The sequence below is a fragment of the Oceanicola sp. 502str15 genome (assembly GCF_024105635.1).
GTDB lineage: Bacteria > Pseudomonadota > Alphaproteobacteria > Rhodobacterales > Rhodobacteraceae > Vannielia.
Map to the genome: position 1 here is coordinate 4,217,294 of NZ_WYDQ01000001.1, position 22,096 is coordinate 4,239,389.

Sequence of the window (22,096 nt, forward strand, 5' to 3'; positions counted from 1 at the left end):
CTAGGCCACCAGGGAAAGGAGCACATCGCGTGCCATCGTTTTCGAACACCCTCGAGCAAGCAATCCACGCCGCTCTGGCGCTGGCCAACGCACGCCGCCATGAGCTCGCCACGCTGGAACATCTCCTGCTGGCGCTGATCGATGAGCCTGACGCCGCCAAGGTGATGCAGGCCTGCTCGGTCGATCTGGACGAACTTCGCAGCACTCTCAACGACTTCATCGACGAAGACCTGTCGACTCTCGTGACCGAGATCGAAGGTTCCGAAGCCGTGCCAACCGCCGCCTTCCAGCGCGTGATCCAGCGGGCTGCGATCCACGTGCAAAGCTCCGGCCGCACCGAAGTGACGGGCGCAAACGTGCTGGTGGCCATCTTCGCCGAGCGCGAGAGCAACGCCGCCTTCTTCCTGCAGGAGCAGGACATGACCCGCTACGACGCGGTCAACTTCATCGCCCATGGCGTTGCAAAGGACCCCGCCTTTGGCGAGGCCCGCTCGGTGTCGGGCGCAACCGACATGGATGAAGAGAGCGCCAGCGCCGAAACCGTCAATGCCGAGCCCGAAGAGAAGGAAAGCGCACTCACCAAGTATTGCGTCGACCTGAACGCCAAGGCGCGCGACGGCGATGTCGATCCGCTGATCGGGCGCGAGTCCGAGGTCGAGCGCTGCATCCAGGTGCTCTGCCGCCGCCGCAAGAACAACCCGCTTCTGGTGGGCGATCCCGGCGTGGGCAAAACCGCTATTGCCGAGGGGTTGGCCCGCAAGATCGTGCAGGGCGAAACCCCCGAGGTGCTCTCCAACTCCACCATCTTCTCGCTCGACATGGGCGCGCTGCTCGCCGGCACCCGCTATCGCGGCGACTTCGAGGAGCGGCTGAAGGCCGTGGTGACCGACCTTGAAAAGCACCCCGACGCGGTGCTCTTCATCGACGAGATCCACACCGTCATCGGCGCCGGGGCCACCTCCGGCGGGGCGATGGATGCCTCCAACCTGCTGAAGCCAGCGCTTCAGGGCGGCAAGCTGCGCTGCATGGGCTCCACCACCTACAAGGAGTTCCGCCAGCACTTCGAGAAGGACCGCGCCCTGTCGCGGCGCTTCCAGAAGATCGACGTCAGCGAACCCACCGTCGAAGACTCGGTGAAGATCCTCCGGGGCCTCAAGCCCTATTTTGAGGAGCACCACGACATCAAGTATACCGCCGACGCGATCAAATCGGCTGTCGAGCTTTCGGCCCGTTACATCAACGACCGCAAGCTGCCCGACAAGGCGATCGACGTGATCGACGAGGCGGGGGCAGCCCAGCATCTCGTGGCCGAAAGCAAGCGCCGCAAGACCATCGGCACCAAGGAGATCGAGGCCGTCGTGGCCAAGATCGCCCGCATCCCGCCCAAGAACGTCAGCAAGGACGACGCCGAGGTTCTCAAGGATCTGGAAGCCTCGCTCAAGCGCGTGGTCTTCGGGCAGGACAAAGCGATTTCCGCGCTCTCCTCGGCCATCAAGCTGGCCCGCGCGGGCCTGCGCGAGCCCGAAAAGCCGATCGGCAACTACCTGTTTGCCGGGCCCACCGGCGTGGGCAAGACCGAGGTCGCCAAGCAGCTCGCGTCGCAACTCGGCGTGGAGCTGATGCGCTTCGACATGTCGGAATACATGGAGAAGCACGCGGTCTCGCGGCTGATCGGCGCGCCTCCGGGCTATGTCGGCTTTGACCAGGGCGGCATGCTCACCGATGGCGTCGACCAGAACCCGCATTGCGTGCTCCTGCTCGACGAGATCGAGAAGGCGCACCCGGATGTCTACAACATCCTCCTGCAGGTGATGGACCACGGCAAGCTGACCGACCACAACGGCCGGACAACCGACTTCCGCAACGTGATCCTCATCATGACCTCCAACGCCGGTGCGGCGGAGCAGGCCAAGGAGGCCATCGGCTTCGGGCGTGATCGCCGCGTCGGCGAGGATACCGCCGCCATCGAGCGCACCTTCACGCCGGAGTTCCGCAACCGTCTGGATGCGGTCATCAGCTTCTCGCCGCTGGGCAAGGAAACCATCGTTTCGGTGGTCGAAAAGTTCGTGCTCCAGCTCGAGGCCCAGCTGATGGACCGCGACGTGACCATCGAGCTCACCCCCAAGGCCGCCGAATGGCTCGCCGACAAGGGCTATGACGACAAGATGGGCGCCCGCCCCCTGGGTCGCGTGATCCAGGAAAACATCAAGAAGCCGCTGGCGGAAGAGCTGCTCTTCGGCCGGCTGATGAAGGGCGGTATCGTCAAGGTCGGCGTCAAGAACGGCGAGATCGACCTGCGCATCGAGGAGCCGGCCAAGGCCCGCCTCGGGGCGAAGAAGAAGCCACCGCTTCTCACCGCCGAATGACGGCACGGCCAGCAGAAACAGGGGGGCGCCTTCGGGCGCTCCCCTTCGCCTTTCTGGCCCTCGCCCTCTCCTCCGCCCCCGCGCTCGCCGGCCCGCCCCTGCTGGGCCTGCCGGTCGATTGCGAGCTGGGGCGCACCTGCTACATCCAGCAATATTTCGACCGCGACCCGGCCCCCGGCGAGGTGCAGGACTTCAGCTGTGGCGCGCTCGCCAACGATGGCCACGGCGGCACCGATTTTGCCGTCGCCACCCTGGCCGAGGTCGCCGCCGGGGTCACGGTCATCGCCGCCGCCCCGGGGACGGTGCGCGGGTTGCGCGACGGGATGCCCGACATCTCCTCCATGTCCGACGACGCGCCCGACCTCGAGGGCCGCAATTGCGGCAATGGCGTCGTGATCGACCACGGCGATGGCTGGACCACCCAGTATTGCCACATGCGCCAAGGCTCCGTTGTGGTCGAGGAAGGCCAGCGCGTTGCCATGGGCACCCCGCTCGGGCTCATCGGCATGTCGGGCCGGGCCTCCTTTCCGCATATGCACCTGAGCGTCCGGCAGGGCCCCGACAAGGTCGATCCCTTCGCGCCCGATCCCACCTCCGCCTGCGCGCTCCCCACCGGGGCGCAGGGCGACGCGCCCGCGCCCGAGCAGGCCACCCGCGCCACCCCCGGCGGCCGCACCGGACTCTGGCTCGAGCCGCCCGCCTATGTGCCCGGCGGCCTCATCGCCGTGGGCCTCACCTCCGCCGTGCCCAGCATCGCAGAGGTCCGCGCCGGCCTGCGCACCGCGCCCGTCACGGCGCCCAAGACGCCCGCCATGGTGATCTGGGGCTATGCCTTTGCGGGCGAAGCCGGAGACGAGATCGAGATTGTGTTCGAAGGCCCCGAGGGCGAGATCGGCCGCCATACCGATGTGCTCGACAAGGCCCAGCCCTTCGTGCTGCGCGCCTATGGCAAGCGCACCCCCGCGGCCGGCTGGCCATGGGGCATCTACATCGGCACGGTGATCCACCGGCGCGGCGAGGTCGAACTTGGCCGCCGCTACATCCAGACCGAAGTGAACTAGCGCAGAAAGCCGATCGCGTAGGTCGTCGCCATCTGGTGATGCGCGAGGTATTCGTCGAGCTTGCCCTGCACCGGCTGCCCGCCCGGCGCGGTGCCGGTTTCCAGCGCACCGAGGCCGCCGGAGATGAACAGGCAATCAAGGCCCTCGCCCATCGCCCCCTTCACATCGGTCAGCACCCCGTCGCCAATGCACAGCACCGGCCCCGCAGGGTCGCCCCCCACCTCCGCCAGACGGGCGCGGGCAAGGTCGTAGATCGGCGGATGCGGCTTGCCGAAATACAGGCTCTCGCCCCCCATCTCGGTGTAAAGCTGCGCCAGCGCCCCGGCGCACCACTCGCGGCTCTCGCCCCGGTCCACCACGATATCGGGGTTGGCGCAGAGCAGCTTCAGCCCCTTCTGCTTGGCATAGAGAAACTGCGCGCGCATCTCCGACGGGTCGGCAAACGGGTCGAACGGGCCGGTGCACACGATGCCCTCGGCCTCTTCCAGCGCCACCTGTTCGATCGCCACCGGGTCTTTCACAATGTGCAGCGGCTCAAAGAAGGTCTGGTCGAAGGGCTGGCCGACAAACCACACCTTGCTGCCCACCGCGCCGGTGAACATCGCCGCGCGGGCGCTATCGCCCGAGGTGGCGATCACATCCCATGCGTCATCGGGCACGCCCCATTTGCCAAGCTGCTTTTGCACCTCGGCGCGGGCGCGGGGCGCGTTGGTGAGCAACACCACCTTCTTTCCGGCAGCGCGAAACGTCTGCAACGCGGCCACCGCCTCGGGAAAGGCGGTGACGCCATTGTGGACGCAGCCCCAAAGATCGACGAAAGCCGCGTCGTAAAGGTGCGAAACCTCCGCGAGGCTCTCGACGATGCGGCTCACAGCTTGAGCGCCGGGATGATCTGCTTCTTGCGGCTCATCACGCCGGGCAGCACCACGCTGTCACCGCTGACCGAAGCACCAAAGCTCTTCTCGGCCACGGTCTTCACCAGCTCGTTCGGCACCAGCAGCGTGGCCTCCTCGGCCAGAATGTCGATCACGAAGAGCAGCACCTGGTCCACGCCATCCTCGGCGGCCACGGCCTTCATGCTCTCCATCAGGCTCTCCTTGCGGTCGAGCACGATCTTGGGCGCGGTGGTTTCCAGCACGGAAACGCGAAACTTGGTGCCCTCGACGGGGTATTCCTTGCTGTCCATCCGCAGCAGCTCGGCATCCGAAAAGGCCGAAACATCGCTCTTGGCCTCGAACATCTCTGAAGCATAGGCGCTCAGGTCCAGCCCAAGATCGGCGGCCAGCTCCTCGGCCAGCGCCTTGTCCTGATCGGTGGTGGTGGGCGAGCGGAACTCCAGCGTGTCGGAGAGGATGCAGGAGAGCATCAGCCCCTTGATCCCCTCGGGCATCTTGGCCGCGTTGTCGCCCATCAGGTTGTGCATGATGGTCGCGGTGCAGGCCAGCGGCTTGATGGTGATGTCGATCGGCCCCTTGGTCTCGATCCCGCCGGTCAGCTTGTGGTGGTCGATGATCTGGAGGATGTCGGCGTCGTTGATCGCCTCGGGCAGCTCGGCGGGGTTGTTGGTGTCGACGATCACCACCTTCTCACCAGCCTCGACGCCGCTGATGATCGCGGGCCGCTCGTAGCCCCATTTCTTCAGCACGAAGGCCGCCTCGGTGTTAGGCTCGCCCAGCAGCACGGCCTCGGCGGGCTGGCCGCGATGCTCAGACATGTACCACGCCCAGATGAGCGGGGAGCCGGTGCTGTCGGTGTCGGGGGATTTGTGGCCAAAAACCTTGATCGTCATGTGGTGCCTGCGTGTCTTGAGGAGGAGTCGCGCGCCTTATAGGCGGGGCAGGGGGCCTTGTCACCCGCGGGGTGACGATCAGCCGCCCGAGAGGGTCGAGAGCGCGAAGGCAATCAGCAGCCCCAGCGTCACGGCAACGCCGGTGCCATAGCGCTCTTCGCGGAAGGCCTGCGGAAACACCTCCGTCGCCAGTGAGGCCGTCACCGCGCCCGCCGCGAAGCCCCGGATCAGCGCCAGCACCTCGTCATCCACGCCCGCCAGCGCGAAGTTGCCGATGATCGCGGCGGCGGCGAGGATCAGCGCGGTGCCGGTCCAGAGCCACATGATCCGCCCGCGCCCCATCTCGCCCTCCCGCATCTCCTTGGCCCCGCCCGCCGCTTCGGGCAGGTTCGAAAGTAGGATCGAGCCCGCCAGTGCTGCCACCTCCGGCACGCCCGCGCCGATCAGCGCCACACCGAGGGCGAGGTTCTCGGGGATGCCGTCCAGCGTGATCGCCAGCAACAGCCCCGCGCCCTCGCTGCCCTCGGTCTGCTTCTCGATCCACCAGTCCAGCCCGGTAAACACCAGCGCGCCTGCGGCGACCGCCACCGAAAGCTCGATCAGCGAGGTCTGTTGCAGCGCGGGCTGGATCAGCTCGATCGTCACCGAAACCATCAGCGCCCCGCCCGCCATGGCCACCATGAAGCCTTCCAACCCCTTGGGCAGCTTCCCCCAGAGGCCCCAGGCCGCGCCAATGATCAGCGCGGCGGAAACCACGGCAACGGTGAGAAAAAGCATGGCGCGCGCTCCGGCAATCGCCGCGTCTAGGCGGCTCCGGCTAAACGCGCGGGGCGGCGGTGTGGTTCACATCAGCACGGGGTAAAGCGAGGCCACCAGAAGCAGCGCCATCGTGATGTTGAAGGCCCGAAGCCGGGCAGGGGAGGTAAGCAGGCGGCGGATCTGCTGGCCAAGCGCCGTCCAGAGGCTGATCGACGGAAAGGCAACCAGCGCGAAGGCCAGCACCACCGCAGCCACGGCGGGCAGGCTGTGGTCGGGCGCGTAAAGCGACAGGCCCGAAAGCGCCATGGTCCAGGCCTTGGGGTTCACCCATTGGAACCCCGCCGCCTGAAGCAGCGTCAGCGGCCGGCCCTCGGCGCTGGCCTCCCGCGGCGCGCCCGCATTGGCGATCTTCCACGCCAGCCACAGCATGTACCCCACCGCTGCCGCCTTCAGCACCAGTTCGGCCTGCGGAAACACCTCGAACACGGCGGCCAGCCCCGCGCCCACGGCCGAGAACAGCACCAGCATCCCCACTACGATCCCGAACATATGCGGCAGCGAGCGGCGGAAGCCGAAGTTGGCGCCCGAGGCGAGCAGCATCATGTTGTTCGGCCCCGGCGTGGCGGTGCAGACAAAGGCAAAGCCGATGAGGGCGAAGAGGAGCGAGTCGGTCATGGCGCAACTATCGCCGCGGTCTTGCGGCAGGTGCTTGCGTTTTCCCGGTGCGCAGGCGAATAATGCGCAACATATGACGAAGATTGATGACATAAACCGCCGAATATTGCGCGAACTCAGCCGCGATGGCCGCATCAGCAACACCGATCTGGCCGAGCGGGTGGGCCTCTCGCCCTCCGCCTGCCTGCGCCGGGTGCAGGAGCTGGAGCGCAGCGGGGTGATCAAGGGCTATCGCGCCGTGCTCGACCCGGTGGCCATGGGCAAGGGCTTCGTCGCAATGCTGGGCGTCGGCTTGTCGGTGCATACCAAGACGGCGCAGGAAGACTTCGAGCGCGCCATGCTGCACGCGCCGCAGGTGCGCGAGGTGCATGGCGTGACGGGAACCATCGAGTATCTGCTGCGCGTCGAGGTCGAAGACATCGCCAGCTTCAAGACATTTCACACCGACATCCTGGGCGCCTTGCCGCAGGTGACATCCATCACGACCTATGTTGTTGTCTGCTCTCCCAAGGACGAACGCGGCTAGGGCGAATTTTCCGCAAGCCTTCGGTTGACTCCCCTCCCACACCTCCTTACATCGGCTCCGTTAGCACTCGCTCATGGTGAGTGCTAACGGCAAGATTAACCTCGAACGAAGGAGCGTTCAGAGATGGCATTTACCCCGCTTCATGACCGTGTTGTCGTCCGCCGCGTCGAATCCGACGAAAAGACCGCCGGCGGCCTCATCATCCCCGATAGCGCCAAGGAAAAGCCCGCCGAGGGCGAAGTTGTGTCCGTTGGCGCCGGTGCGCGTGACGACGCAGGCGCCCGCATCGCCCCCGATGTGAAGGCCGGCGACCGCGTGCTGTTCGGCAAATGGTCCGGCACCGAAGTTCAGATCGACGGCGAAGAGCTGCTGATCATGAAAGAGTCCGACATCATGGGCATCATCGCCTGAGTCACCCGAATTTCACCAACGTCCTCAGAGACATAGGAGAATTGTAAAATGGCAAAAGACGTCAAGTTCAACACCGACGCCCGCAACCGCATGCTGAAGGGTGTCAACATCCTTGCCGATGCGGTCAAGGTCACCCTCGGCCCCAAAGGCCGTAACGTCGTGCTCGAAAAATCCTTCGGCGCGCCCCGCATCACCAAGGACGGTGTTTCGGTCGCCAAGGAAATCGAACTGGAAGACAAGTTCGAGAACATGGGCGCCCAGATGGTGAAAGAGGTTGCCTCTCGCACCAACGACGAAGCCGGCGACGGCACCACCACCGCAACCGTGCTGGCCCAGGCCATCATCAAGGAAGGCCTCAAGTCGGTTGCCGCCGGCATGAACCCGATGGACCTCAAGCGCGGCATCGACCTTGCCACCGCCAAAGTGGTTCAGGCCATCAAGGACGCCGCCCGCGAAGTGAACGACAGCGCCGAAGTGGCTCAGGTCGGCACCATCTCCGCCAACGGCGAAGCCGAGATCGGCCAGCAGATCGCTGACGCGATGCAGAAGGTCGGCAACGAGGGTGTCATCACCGTCGAAGAGAACAAGGGCCTCGAGACCGAGACCGAAGTTGTCGAAGGCATGCAGTTCGACCGCGGCTACCTGTCGCCCTACTTCGTGACCAACCCCGAGAAGATGATCGCGGAGCTGGAAGACTGCATGATCCTGCTTCACGAGAAAAAGCTGACCTCGCTTCAGCCGCTCGTGCCGCTGCTCGAGCAGGTGATCCAGTCGCAGAAGCCGCTGCTGATCATCGCTGAGGATGTCGAAGGCGAAGCCCTCGCAACTCTCGTGGTCAACAAGCTGCGTGGCGGCCTGAAGATCGCTGCCGTCAAGGCACCGGGCTTCGGCGATCGCCGCAAGGCCATGCTGCAAGACATCGGCATCCTGACCGGCGGTCAGGTGATCTCCGAAGATCTCGGCATGAAGCTCGAGAATGTCACCATGGACATGCTCGGCACCGCCAAGACCGTGACCATCACCAAGGACGAAACCACCATCGTGGACGGCCATGGCGAGAAGGCAGAAATCGAGTCTCGCGTGTCGCAGATTCGTCAGCAGATCGAAGAGACCTCCTCGGACTACGACCGTGAGAAGCTGCAAGAGCGCGTGGCCAAGCTGGCCGGCGGTGTTGCCGTGATCCGCGTCGGCGGCATGACCGAAGTGGAAGTGAAAGAGCGCAAGGACCGTGTCGATGACGCGCTCAACGCGACTCGCGCTGCCGTTCAGGAAGGCGTTGTCGTCGGTGGCGGCGTGGCCCTGATCCAGGGTGCCAAGGCGCTCGACGGTGTGACCGGTGCCAACTCCGACCAGAACGCCGGTGTGGCCATCGTGCGCAAGGCGCTCGAAGCTCCGCTGCGTCAGATCGCCGAGAACGCCGGTGTCGACGGTTCCGTCGTCGCGGGCAAGATCCGCGAAAGCGACGACAAGTCGTTCGGCTTCAACGCCCAGACCGAAGAATATGGCGACATGTTCAAGTTCGGCGTGATCGACCCCGCCAAAGTGGTTCGCACCGCGCTGGAAGACGCTGCTTCCGTGGCCGGCCTGCTCATCACCACCGAGGCGATGGTTGCCGACAAGCCCGCCAAAGAGGGTGCCGGCGGCGGTGCCCCCGACATGGGCGGCATGGGCGGCATGGGCGGCATGATGTAAGCCAGCCCGGCTTTCGAGACTACGGGAAAGGGCCGCCTTCGGGTGGCCCTTTTTCTTTGCGCTCCCGCAGGCTAGGCATCGCCATGCGCCTCGCCCTCCTGATCGCCCTCACCATGGCCGCCTTCGCCGCCAACTCGCTGCTCAACCGCGCGGCGGTGGATGCTGGGCTGACCGACCCGCTGGGCTATGCGCTGATACGCGTGGCCTCGGGCGCGGCAATGCTCTGGCTGCTGCTGGCGCTGCGGGGCAGGGGACTGTCTGTACAACCGGTGCCCGTGGCAGGGGCGATCTCCCTCACCGCCTACATGCTGGGCTTCTCGCTGGCCTACCTCACCCTCGGTGCGGGACTGGGTGCGCTCATCCTCTTCGGGGTGATCCAGATCACCATGTTTGCCGTCGCTGTCACTACCGGTGCCGCGCTCGGGGCCCAAAGGCTGGCCGGGGCAGTTACCGCCTTTTCCGGCCTGGCCTTTCTGCTCTGGCCCGGCGGTCGCATATCTGTCGACCCGGCAGGCGCGGCGCTGATGACCGTGGCGGGGATCGGCTGGGCCTTCTACACCCTCCAAGGGCGCGGCACAGCCGACCCGCTGGCCGCCAGTGCCCGCAACTTTCTATGGTGCCTGCCGCTTGTCGCCCTGGCCGCCGTGCTCGCCCGCCCAGACTGGCCCGCGCCCGGCGGCGTGGTCCTCGCGATGGTCGGCGGGGCGGTGACATCGGGCTTGGGTTACGTGCTCTGGTATGGCGTGCTTCCCCGGATCGAAACCACCACCGCCGCCGTGGTGCAGCTCTCCGTGCCGGTGATCGCCGTGGTCGCGGGCGCGCTGATTCTGGGTGAGGCGCTGAGCCTTCAGTTGCTGATTGCCGGCGCCGCCGTGCTGGGCGGCATCGCGCTGGCGCTCACCGCGCCAGCGGCTCCAGCGGATCGTAGCCAAACCCGCGATTGAAGGCGACGCTGCCAAGGCTGTCCGGCTTGTGGGGCAGGGCGGCCAGCTCGCCCGCCGTCACCCAGCGCCGCTTGCTCACCACCTTCTCCGGGTCTTCCCAATCGTCCGTCACCTCACCGGCCAAGACCTTGCAGCGAAAGAAGATTTCCACCTGATGAAAGCCCGTCGCCTTCTCGTGATACTCGTTCACAAGGCAGGGCGGCCCCACCTCCACCGTCAGCCCGGTCTCCTCATGCACCTCGCGGGCGAGGTTCTCGGGGAGCGATGCGTGCATCTCCGCCCCGCCCCCGGGCGCGCACCAGAGCTGGTTCTTGGGATCGGCCCAGGCGTTGACGATCAGCAGGCGGTTGTCCTGCACGATGATGGCACGGGTGGCGAGGCGGATGGGCATGGCCGCACCGTGACGCTGCGGCGCGGGAGTGGCAAGGGGCGCTTGCCGTGCCTACATGCCTCCCATGCGCCTGATGCTCGCCCTCCTCCTCGCCCTTTCCGCCGCCCCCGCCGCGGCGAAAGACTGCGTGGTGCTGCTCCACGGCCTCGCCCGCGGCACCGGCTCCATGGCGCCGCTCGAACTGGCGCTCACCGAGGCGGGCTACAACGTGGTCAACAAGGGCTACCCCTCCACCCGCCAGCCGGTTGAAACCCTCGTCGCCGCCGTGCCCGCCGCCTATGCCGCCTGCGAGGGCGCGCGGGTGCATTTCGTCACCCACTCCATGGGCGGCATCCTGCTGCGGATGTGGCTGGAAGAGGCCCGCCCCGAACGGCTTGGCCGGGTGGTGATGATGGGGCCGCCCAACGAGGGCAGCGAACTGGTCGATACGCTCTCCGACTGGGCGCTGTTTTCTGCCGTCAACGGCCCGGCGGGCGACCAGCTCGGCACCGACCCGGCCTCGGTGCCCAACACCCTCGGCCCGGCGTGGTTCGGCCCCGGCATCATCGCCGGCACCCTCAGCTTCAACCCGGTCTATTCCTCGATCATCCCCGGCCCGGATGACAGCAAGGTCGCCGTCGATCACACCCATGTCGAGGGCGAGGCCGACTGGCTCGCGCTGCCCGTCACCCACACCTTCATGATGACCAACCCGGTCGTCATGGCACAGGTGATGACCTTTCTCGATACCGGCGCCTTCGACCCCTCGCTCGGCTACGCCGACGCTGTGGCCATGGGGCTGAAGGAGATCACCGAGTAACCGGCTTCACCCGGTTCACATGCCCCATCTTCCGCCCGGCCCGCGCCTCGGCCTTGCCGTAGAGATGCAGCGCCGCATGGGCCTCCCGCGCAATCTCCGGCACCCGCAGGATGTCGTCGCCGATGAGGTTTTCCATCTCCACGTCCGAGTGCCGCTTGCCATCGCCCAGCGGCCATCCGGCCACGGCGCGAATGTGCTGCTCGAACTGGTCCACCGTGCAGCCGTTCTGCGTCCAATGGCCGGAATTGTGCACACGCGGGGCGATCTCGTTCACGATCAGCGCGCCCGGCGTCACAAAAAGCTCCACCCCCATGACGCCCACATAATCCAGCGCATTCAGGATCTTGCCCGCCATAAGTGAAGCATCCACCGCCAGCCGGGGCGGCAGCTTCGCGGGCACGGTGGTGGTGGCCAGAATGCCGGATTTGTGCAGGTTCTCGCCAAGGTCGAAGCACACCACCTCCCCCGTCAGCCCCCGCGCGGCGATCACCGAAACCTCGAGGCTGAAGTCCACGAAGCCCTCCAGAACCGCCTCGGCGCCTTCCATCGCGGCCCAGGCCGTGGGGGCATCCTCTGCCGCCTTCAGCCGGGCCTGCCCCTTGCCGTCATAGCCCAGCCGCCGGGTCTTCAGGATCGAGGGCGCGCCGATTGCCGCCACCGCCTCGGCCATCTCGGCCTCCGAGGCCACCGCCGCAAAGGGCGCGGTTTCCAGCCCGAGCCCGCGCAGAAACTCCTTCTCCGTCAGCCGGTCCTGGCTGACCCGCAGCGCCTCGCGTCCGGGGCGGATCGGGCGCACCGCCTCCAGCACGTCGAGCGCGGCGGTGGGGATGTTCTCGAACTCGTAGGTGATGACATCGACGCTCTCGGCAAAGGCCCTCAGCGCCGCCTCGTCGTCATAGCCCGCCTGTGTCACCCGCGCCGCCACATCCCCCGCCGGGGCCGCCCCCGGCTCGAAGATATGCGCCCTGTAGCCCAGCCGTGCGGCGGCAACCGAAAGCATCCGCCCCAGCTGCCCGCCGCCCAGAATGCCAATCACCGACCCCGGCGCGAGCGGCTCAGACATCGCTCGGCTCCTCCGGGATCGAGGCCGAAAGCGCCTCGCGCCAGGCCTCCAGCCGCTCCGCCAGCGCCGCGTCGGAGACCGCAAGGATGCCCGCCGCCATCAGCCCCGCGTTCACCGCGCCGGCCTCGCCGATCGCCATGGTCGCCACCGGAAAGCCGCGCGGCATCTGCACGATGGAATACAGGCTGTCGACCCCGCTCAGCGCCTTGGTCTGCACCGGCACGCCCACCACCGGCACCCGCGTCTTGGAGGCCATCATTCCCGGCAGATGCGCCGCCCCGCCCGCGCCCGCAACGATCACCTTCAGCCCCCGTCCGGCGGCCTCCTTGCCGTAGGCCCAGAGCCGGTCGGGCGTGCGGTGGGCCGAAACGATCTTCGCCTCCCAGGCCACGCCAAGCTCGTCCAGCACATCGGCGGCATGCTTCATCGTCGGCCAGTCCGACTGGCTGCCCATGATGATGCCCACAACGGGTTCTGCCATGCTTCAAGGCTCCTCTGCCGCGAAAGAGCGGCCTTTATAGCCGCGCCGCCGGGTTACGCAATGTTACGCAATGATATCGGGGTAAAGCTCGTCTTCGACGCGGGCAATCTCGTCCTTCAGCGCCAGCTTCTTCTTCTTCATCCGCTGGAGGGTAAAGCCATCGCCCTTGCCCTTTTCCAGAATCGCATGAATCGCCTCGTCCAGCTCGCGGTGCTCGCGCTTGAGCACTTCCAGCTTCACGCGGAGCACCTCTTCATGGCTCATTTCGCCGGGAGCGTTCATTTTGTGGTGGTCTTCACTCTGGGGCAGGTGCGGCAGAATATAAGGATTCTGGCCTCCCGCTCAATGCCCAGCCCTTGCCGCAGCGCCCTTCTGCCCCCATATTTCTTTCGTGGCCGCCATGAAGGGGCTGCGTTCCGCATTGTCGCTTAAGCTAAAGGGCTGTGCCAGATGAGCAAACTTACACTCGGGGCTCACCCGTTTCTCCTCGGTTTCGAGCAGCTTGAACGGCTGGTCGAGCGCACCGCCAAGTCGGGCAACGAGGGCTATCCCCCCTTCAACATCGAGCAATCGGGCGACAGTTCCTATCGGATCACCCTCGCCGTGGCCGGTTTTTCGGAACAGGATCTCTCGATCACGGTTGAGGATTCACAACTGGTCATCCGCGGCCGTCACACCGACGACGAAGATGGCCGGGTGTTCCTGCACCGGGGCATCGCCGCGCGGCAGTTCCAGCGCAGCTTCGTGCTGGCCGATGGCGTCGAGGTGGCGGGCGCAACCATGGAAAACGGGCTCCTGCACGTGGACCTCACCCGCGCCGAGCCCGAAACCGTGGTGCAGACCATTAAGATCGACCGCGCCTGAGCGCGGCAGCCCAGCCGAAACTTTCGAGGGACGGGCAACCTGCAAAGGAGACGTGTGATGGACACGAAGTTTGCTGCTAACGAAGAAACCACCGGGGCCGAGCGCCCCATCGTCTACGTCCGCAAGGTCGAGGTCGACGACCTCCCCGACGAGGTCCGCGCCCAGGCCGAGATCCAGGACGACATCTACGCCGTGCACAACGACGAGGGCGAGCGCCTCGCGCTGGTCCAGGGCCGCGAACTCGCCTTCGTGCTCGCCCGCCAGCACGACATGTCCCCGGTCACGGTGCACTGAGGGGCGGGTTCCGGCCCGCCGAGGTCGGCCAAACCCCGAACGTCCGGCGCACATACGAAATGCAGGTGCGATCCGGCTCGTCCGGGTCGCCCCTGCTGGCAGCGAACTGCCAGAGCGCTTCATGTTCGTGAGCCTTCGATGTGCGCGGCGCGGGCAGGCCGCTGGCGATCCAGATCGGCACGCCTCTGCGTGCCACCATGGCCGAGAGCCAGACATCATCTACGTGATAGGCCTCGTCAGGCACGTCCAGATCTTCGGGGCCAAAGAACCTCGGGCGCACCACAACCCCGCCCCAGCCCTGCAGGATATCCGCATACCCGGCCCGCCCCACCCACCGGCGCGCCGCCCGCTCCGCGCGCGGCTGCTGACGCAGGCTGCCCGCGCGAAGCTGTCGCACGACGCTGTCGACGAAGTACCCTGCGTCGAGGCTACGGCGCCAGCCGCTGCGCACTCTGAAGCGCGGGCCAACTGCCCTGTCGGCGGGTGGCTCCACGCCAAGATCCACGTCAATGTCGCGGCCCGACAAGGCCACAACCTGGCCCGGCCGCACCTGCTGCAACCGGCTGAGCGACGCGGCCCAGCCCCGGTCGTAAAGCCGGTCGTCATCGCAGAAGAGCAGTTGCACATCCGGGCTTCCCTGCAAGCTGGCCGCTGCGGGAAGCACCTTGGTCGCGGGGCCAAGGTCGTCCTCCGTGCGGATGACTCGAATACCCTTGGGCACCTCGGGCGGGGAGCCATCGTAATCAGAGAACCGCCGATAGTATCGCGGCACATAAAGCCGTATCTCCGCCGGTTTGGCGGTCTGCCACAGCAGTGTTTCCAGCGTTTCCCGAACGGCGGCAAACCGTGGAGGGATCGTGGTCAGCGAGATGATGAGATCGGAGATGTCGGGCCTGTCCCTGGTATTCGTTTTCTACGGGCCCCAAACGCCATATTGATCGCGCATCAGTTCGGCACATTTGAGGTTGGCCGTCGGGTTGTCGGCACCGTCGATCACGTTGCGCCAAAGCGCATCGGCATCATCGGCGTCGGTGGTCTGCGGCGCATAGAGGCCCTGCGGCACCCAGATCGGGATCCCCTTGCGCGCGAGCTGGCCCGAAAGCCAGACATCATCGACAGTCCAGACCACGGACGGAATGTCATGTGCCTCGGGTCCAAAGAACTGCGGGCGCACGACCACCCCGCCAAAGCCCTCGAACACATCGGCATAGCCGGCCCGGTCCATCAGCCGGCGAGGCGGCTTGCGGCGGGTGGCTCGAAGGCTGCGCAGGGCCCATTGCTGCTTGATGCGCGCCCGGCGATAGGCCCAGTCCCATCGGCGATCGCGGCGGCGATGGCGGGGCTCGCGCCGGCCGGCTGGTGTGGCAAGGCCAAGGCGCTCGTCCACTTCCCAGCCCGACAGCGCCACCGCCTCGCCGGGCCGCTCCGCTTGTGCCGCTGCAAGGGTCGCGGCCCAATCCGGTGCATAGCGCCGGTCATCATCGCAAAACAGAATCTGCACGTCCTCTTCACCGCGCAGATCCTCGGCCGTGAACAGCACCTTGGTTGCGGGGCCCAGGTCTTCTTCGGGCCGCACGATGCGAATGACAGCAGGCACCTTCGGCAGCGTTCCGTCGAATTCCGGAAATCGCCTGTACCGGTGCGGAATGTGCAGCCTGATCTCCTCGACCTGTGCAGTCTGGGCCAAGAGGGCGTCCAGCGTCGGGCCGATCTCCGGGAAGCGGCTCGGAATGGACGTGAGGCTGATGACAAGGCGGGGTGTGCGCATGAGCAAGAAGTAGGCGCAGGGCGAAAAAGAGGCAATGGCACCAATGAAAAGCCCCCGCGCACTCTGGCCGGGGGCTTTCCGATCACTTCAGTCCGCTGCCGGGCACATCAGCCCGCAACAAGCCCCATCTGCTCCAGCTTGAGCAGCACCTGGTGGGCGCAGTGGTCCACGTCGGTGCCTTCGGTCTCAACCCGCAGCTCGGGGGTTTCGGGCACGTCGTAGGGGTCGGAGATGCCGGTGAACTCCTTGATCTTCCCTTCCCGCGCCAGCTTGTAGAGCCCCTTGCGGTCGCGCTTTTCGCACTCCTCGATCGAGGTGGCGACATGCACTTCGATGAAGGCGCCGAACTCCTCGATGTCCTCGCGCACCGCGCGGCGCGTGGTGGCATAGGGCGCGATCGGGGCGCAAATTGCGATGCCGCCGTTCTTGGTGATCTCGCTGGCGACATAGCCGATGCGGCGGATGTTCAGGTCGCGGTGCTCCTTCGAGAAGCCCAGCTCGCTGGAGAGGTTCTTGCGCACGATATCGCCGTCGAGCAGCGTCACCGGGCGGCCGCCCATCTCCATCAGCTTCACCATCAGCGCGTTGGCGATGGTGCTCTTGCCCGAGCCCGAGAAGCCGGTGAAGAACACGGTAAAGCCCTGCTTGGCCCGCGGCGGACGGGTGCGGCGCAGCTCCTTCACCACCTCGGGAAAGGAGAACCATTCGGGAATTTCCAGCCCTTCGGCCAGACGGCGGCGCAGCTCGGTGCCCGAGATGTTCAGGATCGTGACGTCATCCTTGTCCTTGATCTCGTCCATCGGCTCGTATTGCGCGCGCTCCTGCACCCAGACCATGTGCTTGAAATCGACCATCTCGATGCCGATTTCCTCCTCGTGCTCGCGAAACAGGTCCTGCGCATCGTAGGGGCCGTAAAAGTCGTCACCGGCAGAGTTCTTGCCGGGGCCGGCATGGTCGCGGCCGACGATGAAATGGGTGCAGCCGTGGTTCTTGCGGATAAGCCCGTGCCAGACCGCCTCGCGCGGGCCGGCCATGCGCATGGCAAGGTTCAGCAGGCTCATCGTGGTGGTGGCGGCCGGGTACTTGTCGAGCACCGCCTCGTAGCAGCGTACGCGGGTAAAGTGGTCGACGTCGCCGGGCTTGGTCATCCCCACGACCGGGTGGATCAGCAGGTTGGCCTGGGCTTCCTTGGCGGCGCGGAAGGTCAGCTCCTGGTGCGCACGGTGCAGCGGGTTGCGGGTCTGGAAGGCGACGACGCGGCGCCAGCCGAGCTTGCGGAAGTAGGCGCGCAGCTCGTTGGGGCTGTCGCGGCGGCCGCGGAAATCGTAGTGGATCGGCTGCTGCAAACCTGTGATCGGGCCGCCGAGATAGATCTTGCCGGCCTGGTTGTGCAGGTAGTTCACCGCCGGATGGGCGGAGTCGTCGGCGCCGAAGACCTTCTCCGCCTCGCGGGCCTTGTTGGGCTCCCACTTGTCGGTCACGGTCATGGTGGCGAGGATCACGCCTTCCTGGTCGCGCAGCGCAATGTCCTGTCCCAGCTCGATGCCCTCGGCAAACTTCTCGCCCACGTCCAGCGTGATCGGCATCGGCCAGAGGCTGCCATCGGCCAGCCGCATGTTCTCGACGACGCCGTTGTAATCCTCTTCCGACAGGAAGCCCTTCAGCGGGGTAAAGCCGCCGTTCATCAGCAGTTCGAGGTCGCAGATCTGGCGCGGGGTCAGGTCATGCGAGGTCAGGTCGGCGGCTTCGACCTTCAGCTTCTGGGCGCTCTCGTAGGAAACATAGAGCTCCGGGATCGGCGCGAGGTTGTTCTGCATTGGAATTCTCCTGTATTTGAGAGGGACGAGGCCACTTGCGGTGCCGGTCAGCTCGGCATGCAGGGCGTCATATTCAGCAAGTTTGCGGGCAAGAAAGCGGTCGGTGAGCCGTGTCTTTTCGGAGGCGCCGCGCAGCGTGAGCGCATAGGCAAAGCGCTGGCGGCGGTCGGGTCCGGGGCGCTCGGTCACCTGCACCAGCCGGGCTTCGGTGGCGGCGCGGAGCCATGCGTTGAGCCGCCCCAGTGAAATGTCCAGCGCCTCGGCCGTCATGCGCTGCGAGGCCTCCGGCGCCGTGTCGAGCTGGCGCAGAAGGCGGAAGAGCTGGTCCTCTTCCGGCAGGGGCAGGCGGGGCTGATGCGTGGTCATCGCAGGCGACTCAAAGTGTGTTCATTGATGAACACATCTGACATGAGAGGCGTAAAGAAAACCCGAAGATACACGCCTGCGGCAATTTGTTGCCAAAACACCGCGTCCTGCCCGCCTTCCGGGGCCGCCTCAGAGATAGAGCGCCCAGACCGCCGCGATCGTCGCCAGCCCGGCAACGATGTTCATCGGAACGCCCACCTTCAGGAAGTCGGTGAAGCGGTAGTTGCCCGCGCCATAGACCAGCGTGTTGGTCTGGTAGCCGATCGGCGTGGCAAAGCTGGCCGAGGCGCCGAACATCACCACGATCACCATCGCCCGCGCGTCCACCCCGAGGGCCGAGCCGAGGCCGATGGCGATGGGGGTGAGCAGCACGGCCACGGCGTTGTTGGTCACCGTCTCCGTCAGCACCGAGGCCAGCAGGTAAACCAGCGCCAGCGCGATCACCGGCGGCATCCCGGCCAGCACCGGGGTTGCCGCGCCCACGATGGCCTCCACCGCGCCGGTGTTCTGCAACCCGATGCCGATGATGAGCATGGCGAAGATCAGCACCAAAATCGCCCCGTCCAGCGCGCCCCATGCCTCGTCGGCGTCGATGCAGCGCAAGATCAGCATCGCGGCCACGGCCAGCATGGAAAGGGTCGCAATATCCATCACCCCGAAGGCCGCCAGCGCCACCACCCCGAGCAGGGCAATCAGCGACAGCGGGGCGCGGCCGCGGCGGAAGGCGCGGCCCACCGGGCGGCTGACCGAGATCAGCTGCGCCTCTTCCTCCAGCGTCGAGAAGGCCTCGGGCGGGCCCTCCAGCAGCAGCTTGTCGGCGGCCCGCAGCCGCACCGAGCCAAGGTCGGGCCCGGCGGTCGCATGTCCGTGGCGATGCACCCCCAGCACCCGCACCCCGTAGCGCCGCCCCAGCGACAGCTCGCGCAGGCTCCGCCCGGCATGCGATTTCTGCGGCGCCACCACCACCTCCACCTGCGCCACCTCGCCCTCAAAGCGGTCGCCCCGGCGCAGGCCCACGCTGAGGCCCGCCGCCTCGTGCAGCGTCAGCAGCTCCGAGGTGGTGGCGGTCACGATCAGCCGGTCGCCCGCCTCCAGCACCTGGCTCGCCAGCTCGCTGCGGCGGGTCTCGCCCCGGCGCTTGAGGCCGGTCACCTTCATGCCGTTGCGGTTCAGCGCCGGCACCTGCCCCAGCGCCTTGCCCACCAGCCCGTTGTCGAGCACCGCCACCTCGGTGATGTAGGTCGCCTCGCCCATCAGCGCGCCGGGGTCGCTGTCGGGGCGCGAGGGCAGCGCAAACCGCCCGGCGAGGAACAGGTAGACCATGCCCGCACCCGCCACGATCAGCCCCACCGGCGTGATCTCGAAGATCGAAAAGCCCTCAAGCCCCTGCGCCTGCGCCACCCCGTCCACCACGAGGTTGGTCGAGGTGCCGATCAGCGTGCAGGTGCCGCCGAGGATGGCAATGTAGCTGAGCGGAATGAGCAGCCGGGTCGAGGCGAGGCCAAGCGCGGCCGCCAGCCGGATCACCACCGGGATCAGCACCAGCACCACCGGCGTATTGTTGACAAAGGCCGAGGCCAGCAGCGTCACCACCACCATCAGCGCGAGGGCCCGGCGCGGATGCTGCGCCGAGCGCGCAATCACCGCATCCGACACCGCCTCCAGCACCCCGGTCCGCACCAGCGCGCCCGACAGCACGAACATCGCCGCCACCGTCAGCGGGGCGGAGTTGGAGAAGACGCCGAGCATCTCCTTGCCGTCGACATATCCCAGCGCCACGAAAACCGCGGCGATCCCGGCGGCAGGCACCTCGGGCGGGTAGAGCTCGAGCACGAAGAGCACCAGCAGCAGGCCGATCAGCGCCAGCGCGATCACCACCTGCCATTCCGTCACGAAACCGGCAATGTCTGCCATGTTGCACCACGCCAAGGGACCACCCGGCGCATAACGCCGCGATCAGCAGATAAGTTGCGCCGCCCGCCCGTGAAGGGGCGGACGGCTGCCGATGCAAAATAAAGTCAGGCGCTCGCAGGCTCGTTGGCGGCTTCCGGCGCAGGCTCGGCGGCCTCGCCCTGCTCGGCCAGCCAGCGCTCGGCGTCGAGCGCGGCCATGCAGCCCATGCCGGCAGAGGTCACGGCCTGCCGATACTTGTGGTCGGTCAGATCGCCGGCGGCAAAGATGCCGGGCACCGAGGTCTCGGTGGTGCCGGGTTTCACCTTTACATAGCCGCCGTTGTGCAGCTCCAGCTTGCCTTTGACGAGCTCGGTCGCCGGGGCATGGCCGATCGCCACGAAAACGCCCTTGGCCGGGATCTCGGTGATCTCGCCGGTCTTGGTGTGGCGCACCCGAATGCCCTCCACGCCCAGCGGGTTGTCTTCGCCCACCACTTCCTCAAGCTCATGAAACCACAGCGTCTCGATCTTGGGGTTCTTCATCAGCCGGTCCTGCAGGATCTTCTCCGCCCGCAGCTCGTCGCGGCGGTGGATCAGCGTCACCTTGCTGGCGAAGTTGGTCAGAAACAGCGCCTCCTCCACGGCGGTGTTGCCGCCGCCGATCACCACAATCTCCTGCCCGCGATAGAAAAAGCCGTCACAGGTGGCACAGGCCGAAACGCCGAAGCCCTTGAACTTCTCCTCGCTCTCCAGCCCCAGCCACTTGGCCCGCGCGCCGGTGGCCAGAATGACCGAGTCGGCGGTGTAGATGTTGCCCGAGTCGCCCTTCGCCACGAAGGGGCGGCTCTCGGTATCCAGCTCCACGATGATGTCGCCGATGATCTCGCAGCCCATCGCCTTGGCGTGGGCTTCCATCCGCACCATCAGGTCGGGGCCCTGCACCTCGGTATCGCCGGGCCAGTTCTCGACCTCGGTGGTGGTGGTGAGCTGCCCGCCCGGCTCGATGCCCTGCACGAGGATCGGGTTGAGCATGGCGCGGCTTGCATATACGCCCGCCGTGTAGCCCGCCGGACCGGAGCCGATGATAAGGGTCTTGGTGTGGCGCGTCTCGCTCATGGCGGTCCCCTTGCCTCGCTGGAATCAACTGTGTCAGGCCATATAGGCCTCCCGACCGGCAAGAGAAAGGGCAGGGGCCTTACAGCAGGACAGGCGTTCCGGTTCTTGCGCAAACACGAAACATTCTTGCGCAAAGTCGTGCCCCAGAGTAAAAACCGCCAAACCGGGGGAGAATATGGCCACTTCCAAACTTGATGAAATCGACCGCCACATCCTCGCCGAGCTTCAGGCCGACGGGCGGATGACCAATGTGGCGCTGGCCGAGAAGGTCGGCATTTCCGCGCCGCCCTGCCTGCGCCGGGTGCGCGCGCTTGAAGAGGCGGGGTATATCAAGGGCTACCACGCCGAGGTCGACAGCCGCGAACTCGGGTTCGAGGTGCAGGTCTTCGCCATGGTCGGGCTCAACAGCCAGGCCGAGGCCGACCTGACCGCCTTCGAGCAGCGCTGCTGCGCCTGGCCGCTGGTGCGCGAGTGCCACATGCTGAACGGCGAGATCGACTTCATCCTCAAATGCGTCGCCCCCGACCTCTCCAGCTTCCAGAGCTTCCTCACCGGCCAGCTTCTGACCGCGCCCAACGTGGCCAGCGTCAAGACCTCGCTGGTGATCCGGGGCGCCAAGGACGACCCGGGCGTGCCCTTCGAGGTGCTCGAAGCACGGCTCGCCAAGAGCGCCTGACCGCCGCCCATCTTGCTGCCAAAAAAGCGACGGCCCCGCCGAGGGGACGGGGCCGCCTTTCTGCTCGATTCCGTTCGGCGCCGCTCAGGCGGCGCGCAGGTTCTCCAGCTCGAAGGCCGTCAGCCGAGGCACATCCATCGGCCCGAAATCCTCGAAGCGGTCGATATGCGGGAACAGCGCGAGGAACAGCGCCGACATTTCCCGGTCGTGCATCGCCTCCGATTTCAGCCCGGGGTGAAAGCTCTCCACCTGCACCCCGTTCGCGTAAAACGTCTGCTGCCCTTCAAAGCAGAGCTGCCAGACCTTCTGCGGCGACATCGGTGAAATCTCGATCACGCTGACTCCG

23 protein-coding genes and 1 pseudogene are annotated in these 22,096 nt (G+C 66.4%); 10 read left to right on the plus strand and 14 right to left on the minus strand.

Features of this window, described 5'->3' with window-relative positions; translation table 11 throughout:
- Positions 1–29 precede the first annotated feature (29 nt).
- Positions 30–2,366 (plus strand): ATP-dependent Clp protease ATP-binding subunit ClpA, encoded by a 2,337-nt coding sequence (gene clpA, locus GTH22_RS20830; RefSeq protein ID WP_252947515.1) that lies wholly within the window; start codon positions 30–32, stop codon positions 2,364–2,366.
- A complete protein-coding gene (locus tag GTH22_RS20835; RefSeq protein WP_252947516.1) occupies positions 2,363–3,427 on the plus strand; it encodes a M23 family metallopeptidase in 1,065 nt (354 codons plus the stop codon). Before clpA ends, GTH22_RS20835 begins: the two co-directional genes overlap by 4 nt.
- Here GTH22_RS20835 and GTH22_RS20840 read toward each other — a convergent pair.
- The 4 genes from GTH22_RS20840 to GTH22_RS20855 form a co-directional block, all read right to left on the minus strand.
- A complete protein-coding gene (locus GTH22_RS20840; RefSeq protein WP_252947517.1) occupies positions 3,424–4,299 on the minus strand; it encodes a TIGR01459 family HAD-type hydrolase in 876 nt (291 codons plus the stop codon). The genes GTH22_RS20835 and GTH22_RS20840 overlap by 4 nt on opposite strands.
- Positions 4,296–5,216, minus strand: coding sequence for a manganese-dependent inorganic pyrophosphatase (locus GTH22_RS20845; protein ID WP_252947518.1), 921 nt, complete (start codon positions 5,214–5,216; stop codon positions 4,296–4,298). The genes GTH22_RS20840 and GTH22_RS20845 overlap by 4 nt, the downstream gene beginning before the upstream one ends.
- 78 nt (positions 5,217–5,294) lie before the next feature.
- Positions 5,295–5,993, minus strand: coding sequence for a ZIP family metal transporter (locus GTH22_RS20850; protein WP_252947519.1), 699 nt, complete (start codon positions 5,991–5,993; stop codon positions 5,295–5,297).
- A gap of 66 nt (positions 5,994–6,059) precedes the next feature.
- Complete coding sequence (locus GTH22_RS20855) at positions 6,060–6,650, minus strand: LysE family translocator (RefSeq protein WP_252947520.1); 591 nt, start codon at positions 6,648–6,650, stop codon at positions 6,060–6,062.
- A 73-nt stretch (positions 6,651–6,723) separates the two neighbouring features.
- Between GTH22_RS20855 and GTH22_RS20860 the strand changes: the two genes are divergently transcribed.
- The 4 genes from GTH22_RS20860 (at position 6,724) to GTH22_RS20875 (ending at position 10,223) form a co-directional block, all read left to right on the plus strand.
- Positions 6,724–7,176, plus strand: a complete 453-nt coding sequence (locus tag GTH22_RS20860; RefSeq protein WP_252947521.1) for an Lrp/AsnC family transcriptional regulator — start codon at positions 6,724–6,726, stop codon at positions 7,174–7,176.
- Between the two features lie 123 nt (positions 7,177–7,299).
- Positions 7,300–7,587, plus strand: a complete 288-nt coding sequence (locus GTH22_RS20865; protein ID WP_252947522.1) for a co-chaperone GroES — start codon at positions 7,300–7,302, stop codon at positions 7,585–7,587.
- A gap of 48 nt (positions 7,588–7,635) precedes the next feature.
- Positions 7,636–9,279, plus strand: a complete 1,644-nt coding sequence (gene groL / locus GTH22_RS20870) for a chaperonin GroEL (protein WP_252947523.1) — start codon at positions 7,636–7,638, stop codon at positions 9,277–9,279.
- A gap of 83 nt (positions 9,280–9,362) precedes the next feature.
- Positions 9,363–10,223: a DMT family transporter gene (locus GTH22_RS20875; protein ID WP_252947524.1), complete on the plus strand. Its 861-nt coding sequence runs from the start codon at positions 9,363–9,365 to the stop codon at positions 10,221–10,223.
- Here the strand turns inward: GTH22_RS20875 and GTH22_RS20880 are convergent.
- Positions 10,177–10,614, minus strand: a complete 438-nt coding sequence (locus tag GTH22_RS20880) for an NUDIX domain-containing protein (RefSeq protein WP_252947525.1) — start codon at positions 10,612–10,614, stop codon at positions 10,177–10,179. The genes GTH22_RS20875 and GTH22_RS20880 overlap by 47 nt on opposite strands.
- Positions 10,615–10,687: 73 nt before the next feature.
- Between GTH22_RS20880 and GTH22_RS20885 the strand changes: the two genes are divergently transcribed.
- Positions 10,688–11,413, plus strand: coding sequence for an esterase/lipase family protein (locus GTH22_RS20885; protein WP_371928378.1), 726 nt, complete (start codon positions 10,688–10,690; stop codon positions 11,411–11,413).
- Here the strand turns inward: GTH22_RS20885 and GTH22_RS20890 are convergent.
- The 3 genes from GTH22_RS20890 to GTH22_RS20900 form a co-directional block, all read right to left on the minus strand.
- On the minus strand, positions 11,403–12,476 hold the full coding sequence (locus GTH22_RS20890; protein WP_252947527.1) for a 5-(carboxyamino)imidazole ribonucleotide synthase: 1,074 nt from the start codon (positions 12,474–12,476) through the stop codon (positions 11,403–11,405). The genes GTH22_RS20885 and GTH22_RS20890 overlap by 11 nt on opposite strands.
- Positions 12,469–12,957: a 5-(carboxyamino)imidazole ribonucleotide mutase gene (purE, locus tag GTH22_RS20895; RefSeq protein ID WP_252947528.1), complete on the minus strand. Its 489-nt coding sequence runs from the start codon at positions 12,955–12,957 to the stop codon at positions 12,469–12,471. The genes GTH22_RS20890 and purE overlap by 8 nt, the downstream gene beginning before the upstream one ends.
- Positions 12,958–13,020: 63 nt before the next feature.
- A complete protein-coding gene (locus tag GTH22_RS20900) occupies positions 13,021–13,239 on the minus strand; it encodes a YdcH family protein (protein ID WP_252947529.1) in 219 nt (72 codons plus the stop codon).
- Positions 13,240–13,407: 168 nt separating this feature from the next.
- Between GTH22_RS20900 and GTH22_RS20905 the strand changes: the two genes are divergently transcribed.
- Together GTH22_RS20905 and GTH22_RS20910 are read left to right on the plus strand one after the other, a co-directional pair.
- Positions 13,408–13,821 (plus strand): Hsp20 family protein, encoded by a 414-nt coding sequence (locus GTH22_RS20905; protein WP_252947530.1) that lies wholly within the window; start codon positions 13,408–13,410, stop codon positions 13,819–13,821.
- A 57-nt stretch (positions 13,822–13,878) separates the two neighbouring features.
- Positions 13,879–14,115 carry a DUF1150 family protein gene (locus GTH22_RS20910; protein WP_252947531.1) on the plus strand — a complete coding sequence of 79 codons (237 nt, stop codon included), beginning with the start codon at positions 13,879–13,881 and terminating at the stop codon, positions 14,113–14,115.
- Here the strand turns inward: GTH22_RS20910 and GTH22_RS20915 are convergent.
- The 5 genes from GTH22_RS20915 to trxB form a co-directional block, all read right to left on the minus strand.
- Positions 14,102–14,887, minus strand: a complete 786-nt coding sequence (locus GTH22_RS20915) for a hypothetical protein (RefSeq protein ID WP_252947532.1) — start codon at positions 14,885–14,887, stop codon at positions 14,102–14,104. The two genes, GTH22_RS20910 and GTH22_RS20915, sit on opposite strands and share 14 nt — an antisense overlap.
- A gap of 141 nt (positions 14,888–15,028) precedes the next feature.
- Entirely contained in the window at positions 15,029–15,883 is an 855-nt protein-coding gene (locus GTH22_RS20920) for a glycosyltransferase family A protein (RefSeq protein ID WP_252947533.1), read from the minus strand.
- A 107-nt stretch (positions 15,884–15,990) separates the two neighbouring features.
- A complete protein-coding gene (locus GTH22_RS20925; RefSeq protein WP_252947534.1) occupies positions 15,991–18,066 on the minus strand; it encodes a bifunctional sulfate adenylyltransferase/adenylylsulfate kinase in 2,076 nt (691 codons plus the stop codon).
- Between the two features lie 129 nt (positions 18,067–18,195).
- Positions 18,196–19,980, minus strand: a complete 1,785-nt coding sequence (locus GTH22_RS20930; protein WP_252947535.1) for an SLC13 family permease — start codon at positions 19,978–19,980, stop codon at positions 18,196–18,198.
- A gap of 104 nt (positions 19,981–20,084) precedes the next feature.
- Complete coding sequence (gene trxB, locus GTH22_RS20935; protein WP_252947536.1) at positions 20,085–21,074, minus strand: thioredoxin-disulfide reductase; 990 nt, start codon at positions 21,072–21,074, stop codon at positions 20,085–20,087.
- Positions 21,075–21,249: 175 nt separating this feature from the next.
- Here trxB and GTH22_RS20940 point away from each other — a divergent pair, with 175 nt between their 5' ends.
- Entirely contained in the window at positions 21,250–21,750 is a 501-nt protein-coding gene (locus GTH22_RS20940) for an Lrp/AsnC family transcriptional regulator (protein WP_252947537.1), read from the plus strand.
- 84 nt (positions 21,751–21,834) lie between these two features.
- Here GTH22_RS20940 and GTH22_RS20945 read toward each other — a convergent pair.
- A pseudogene (locus GTH22_RS20945) lies at positions 21,835–22,096 on the minus strand (Hint domain-containing protein); the annotation flags it as partial.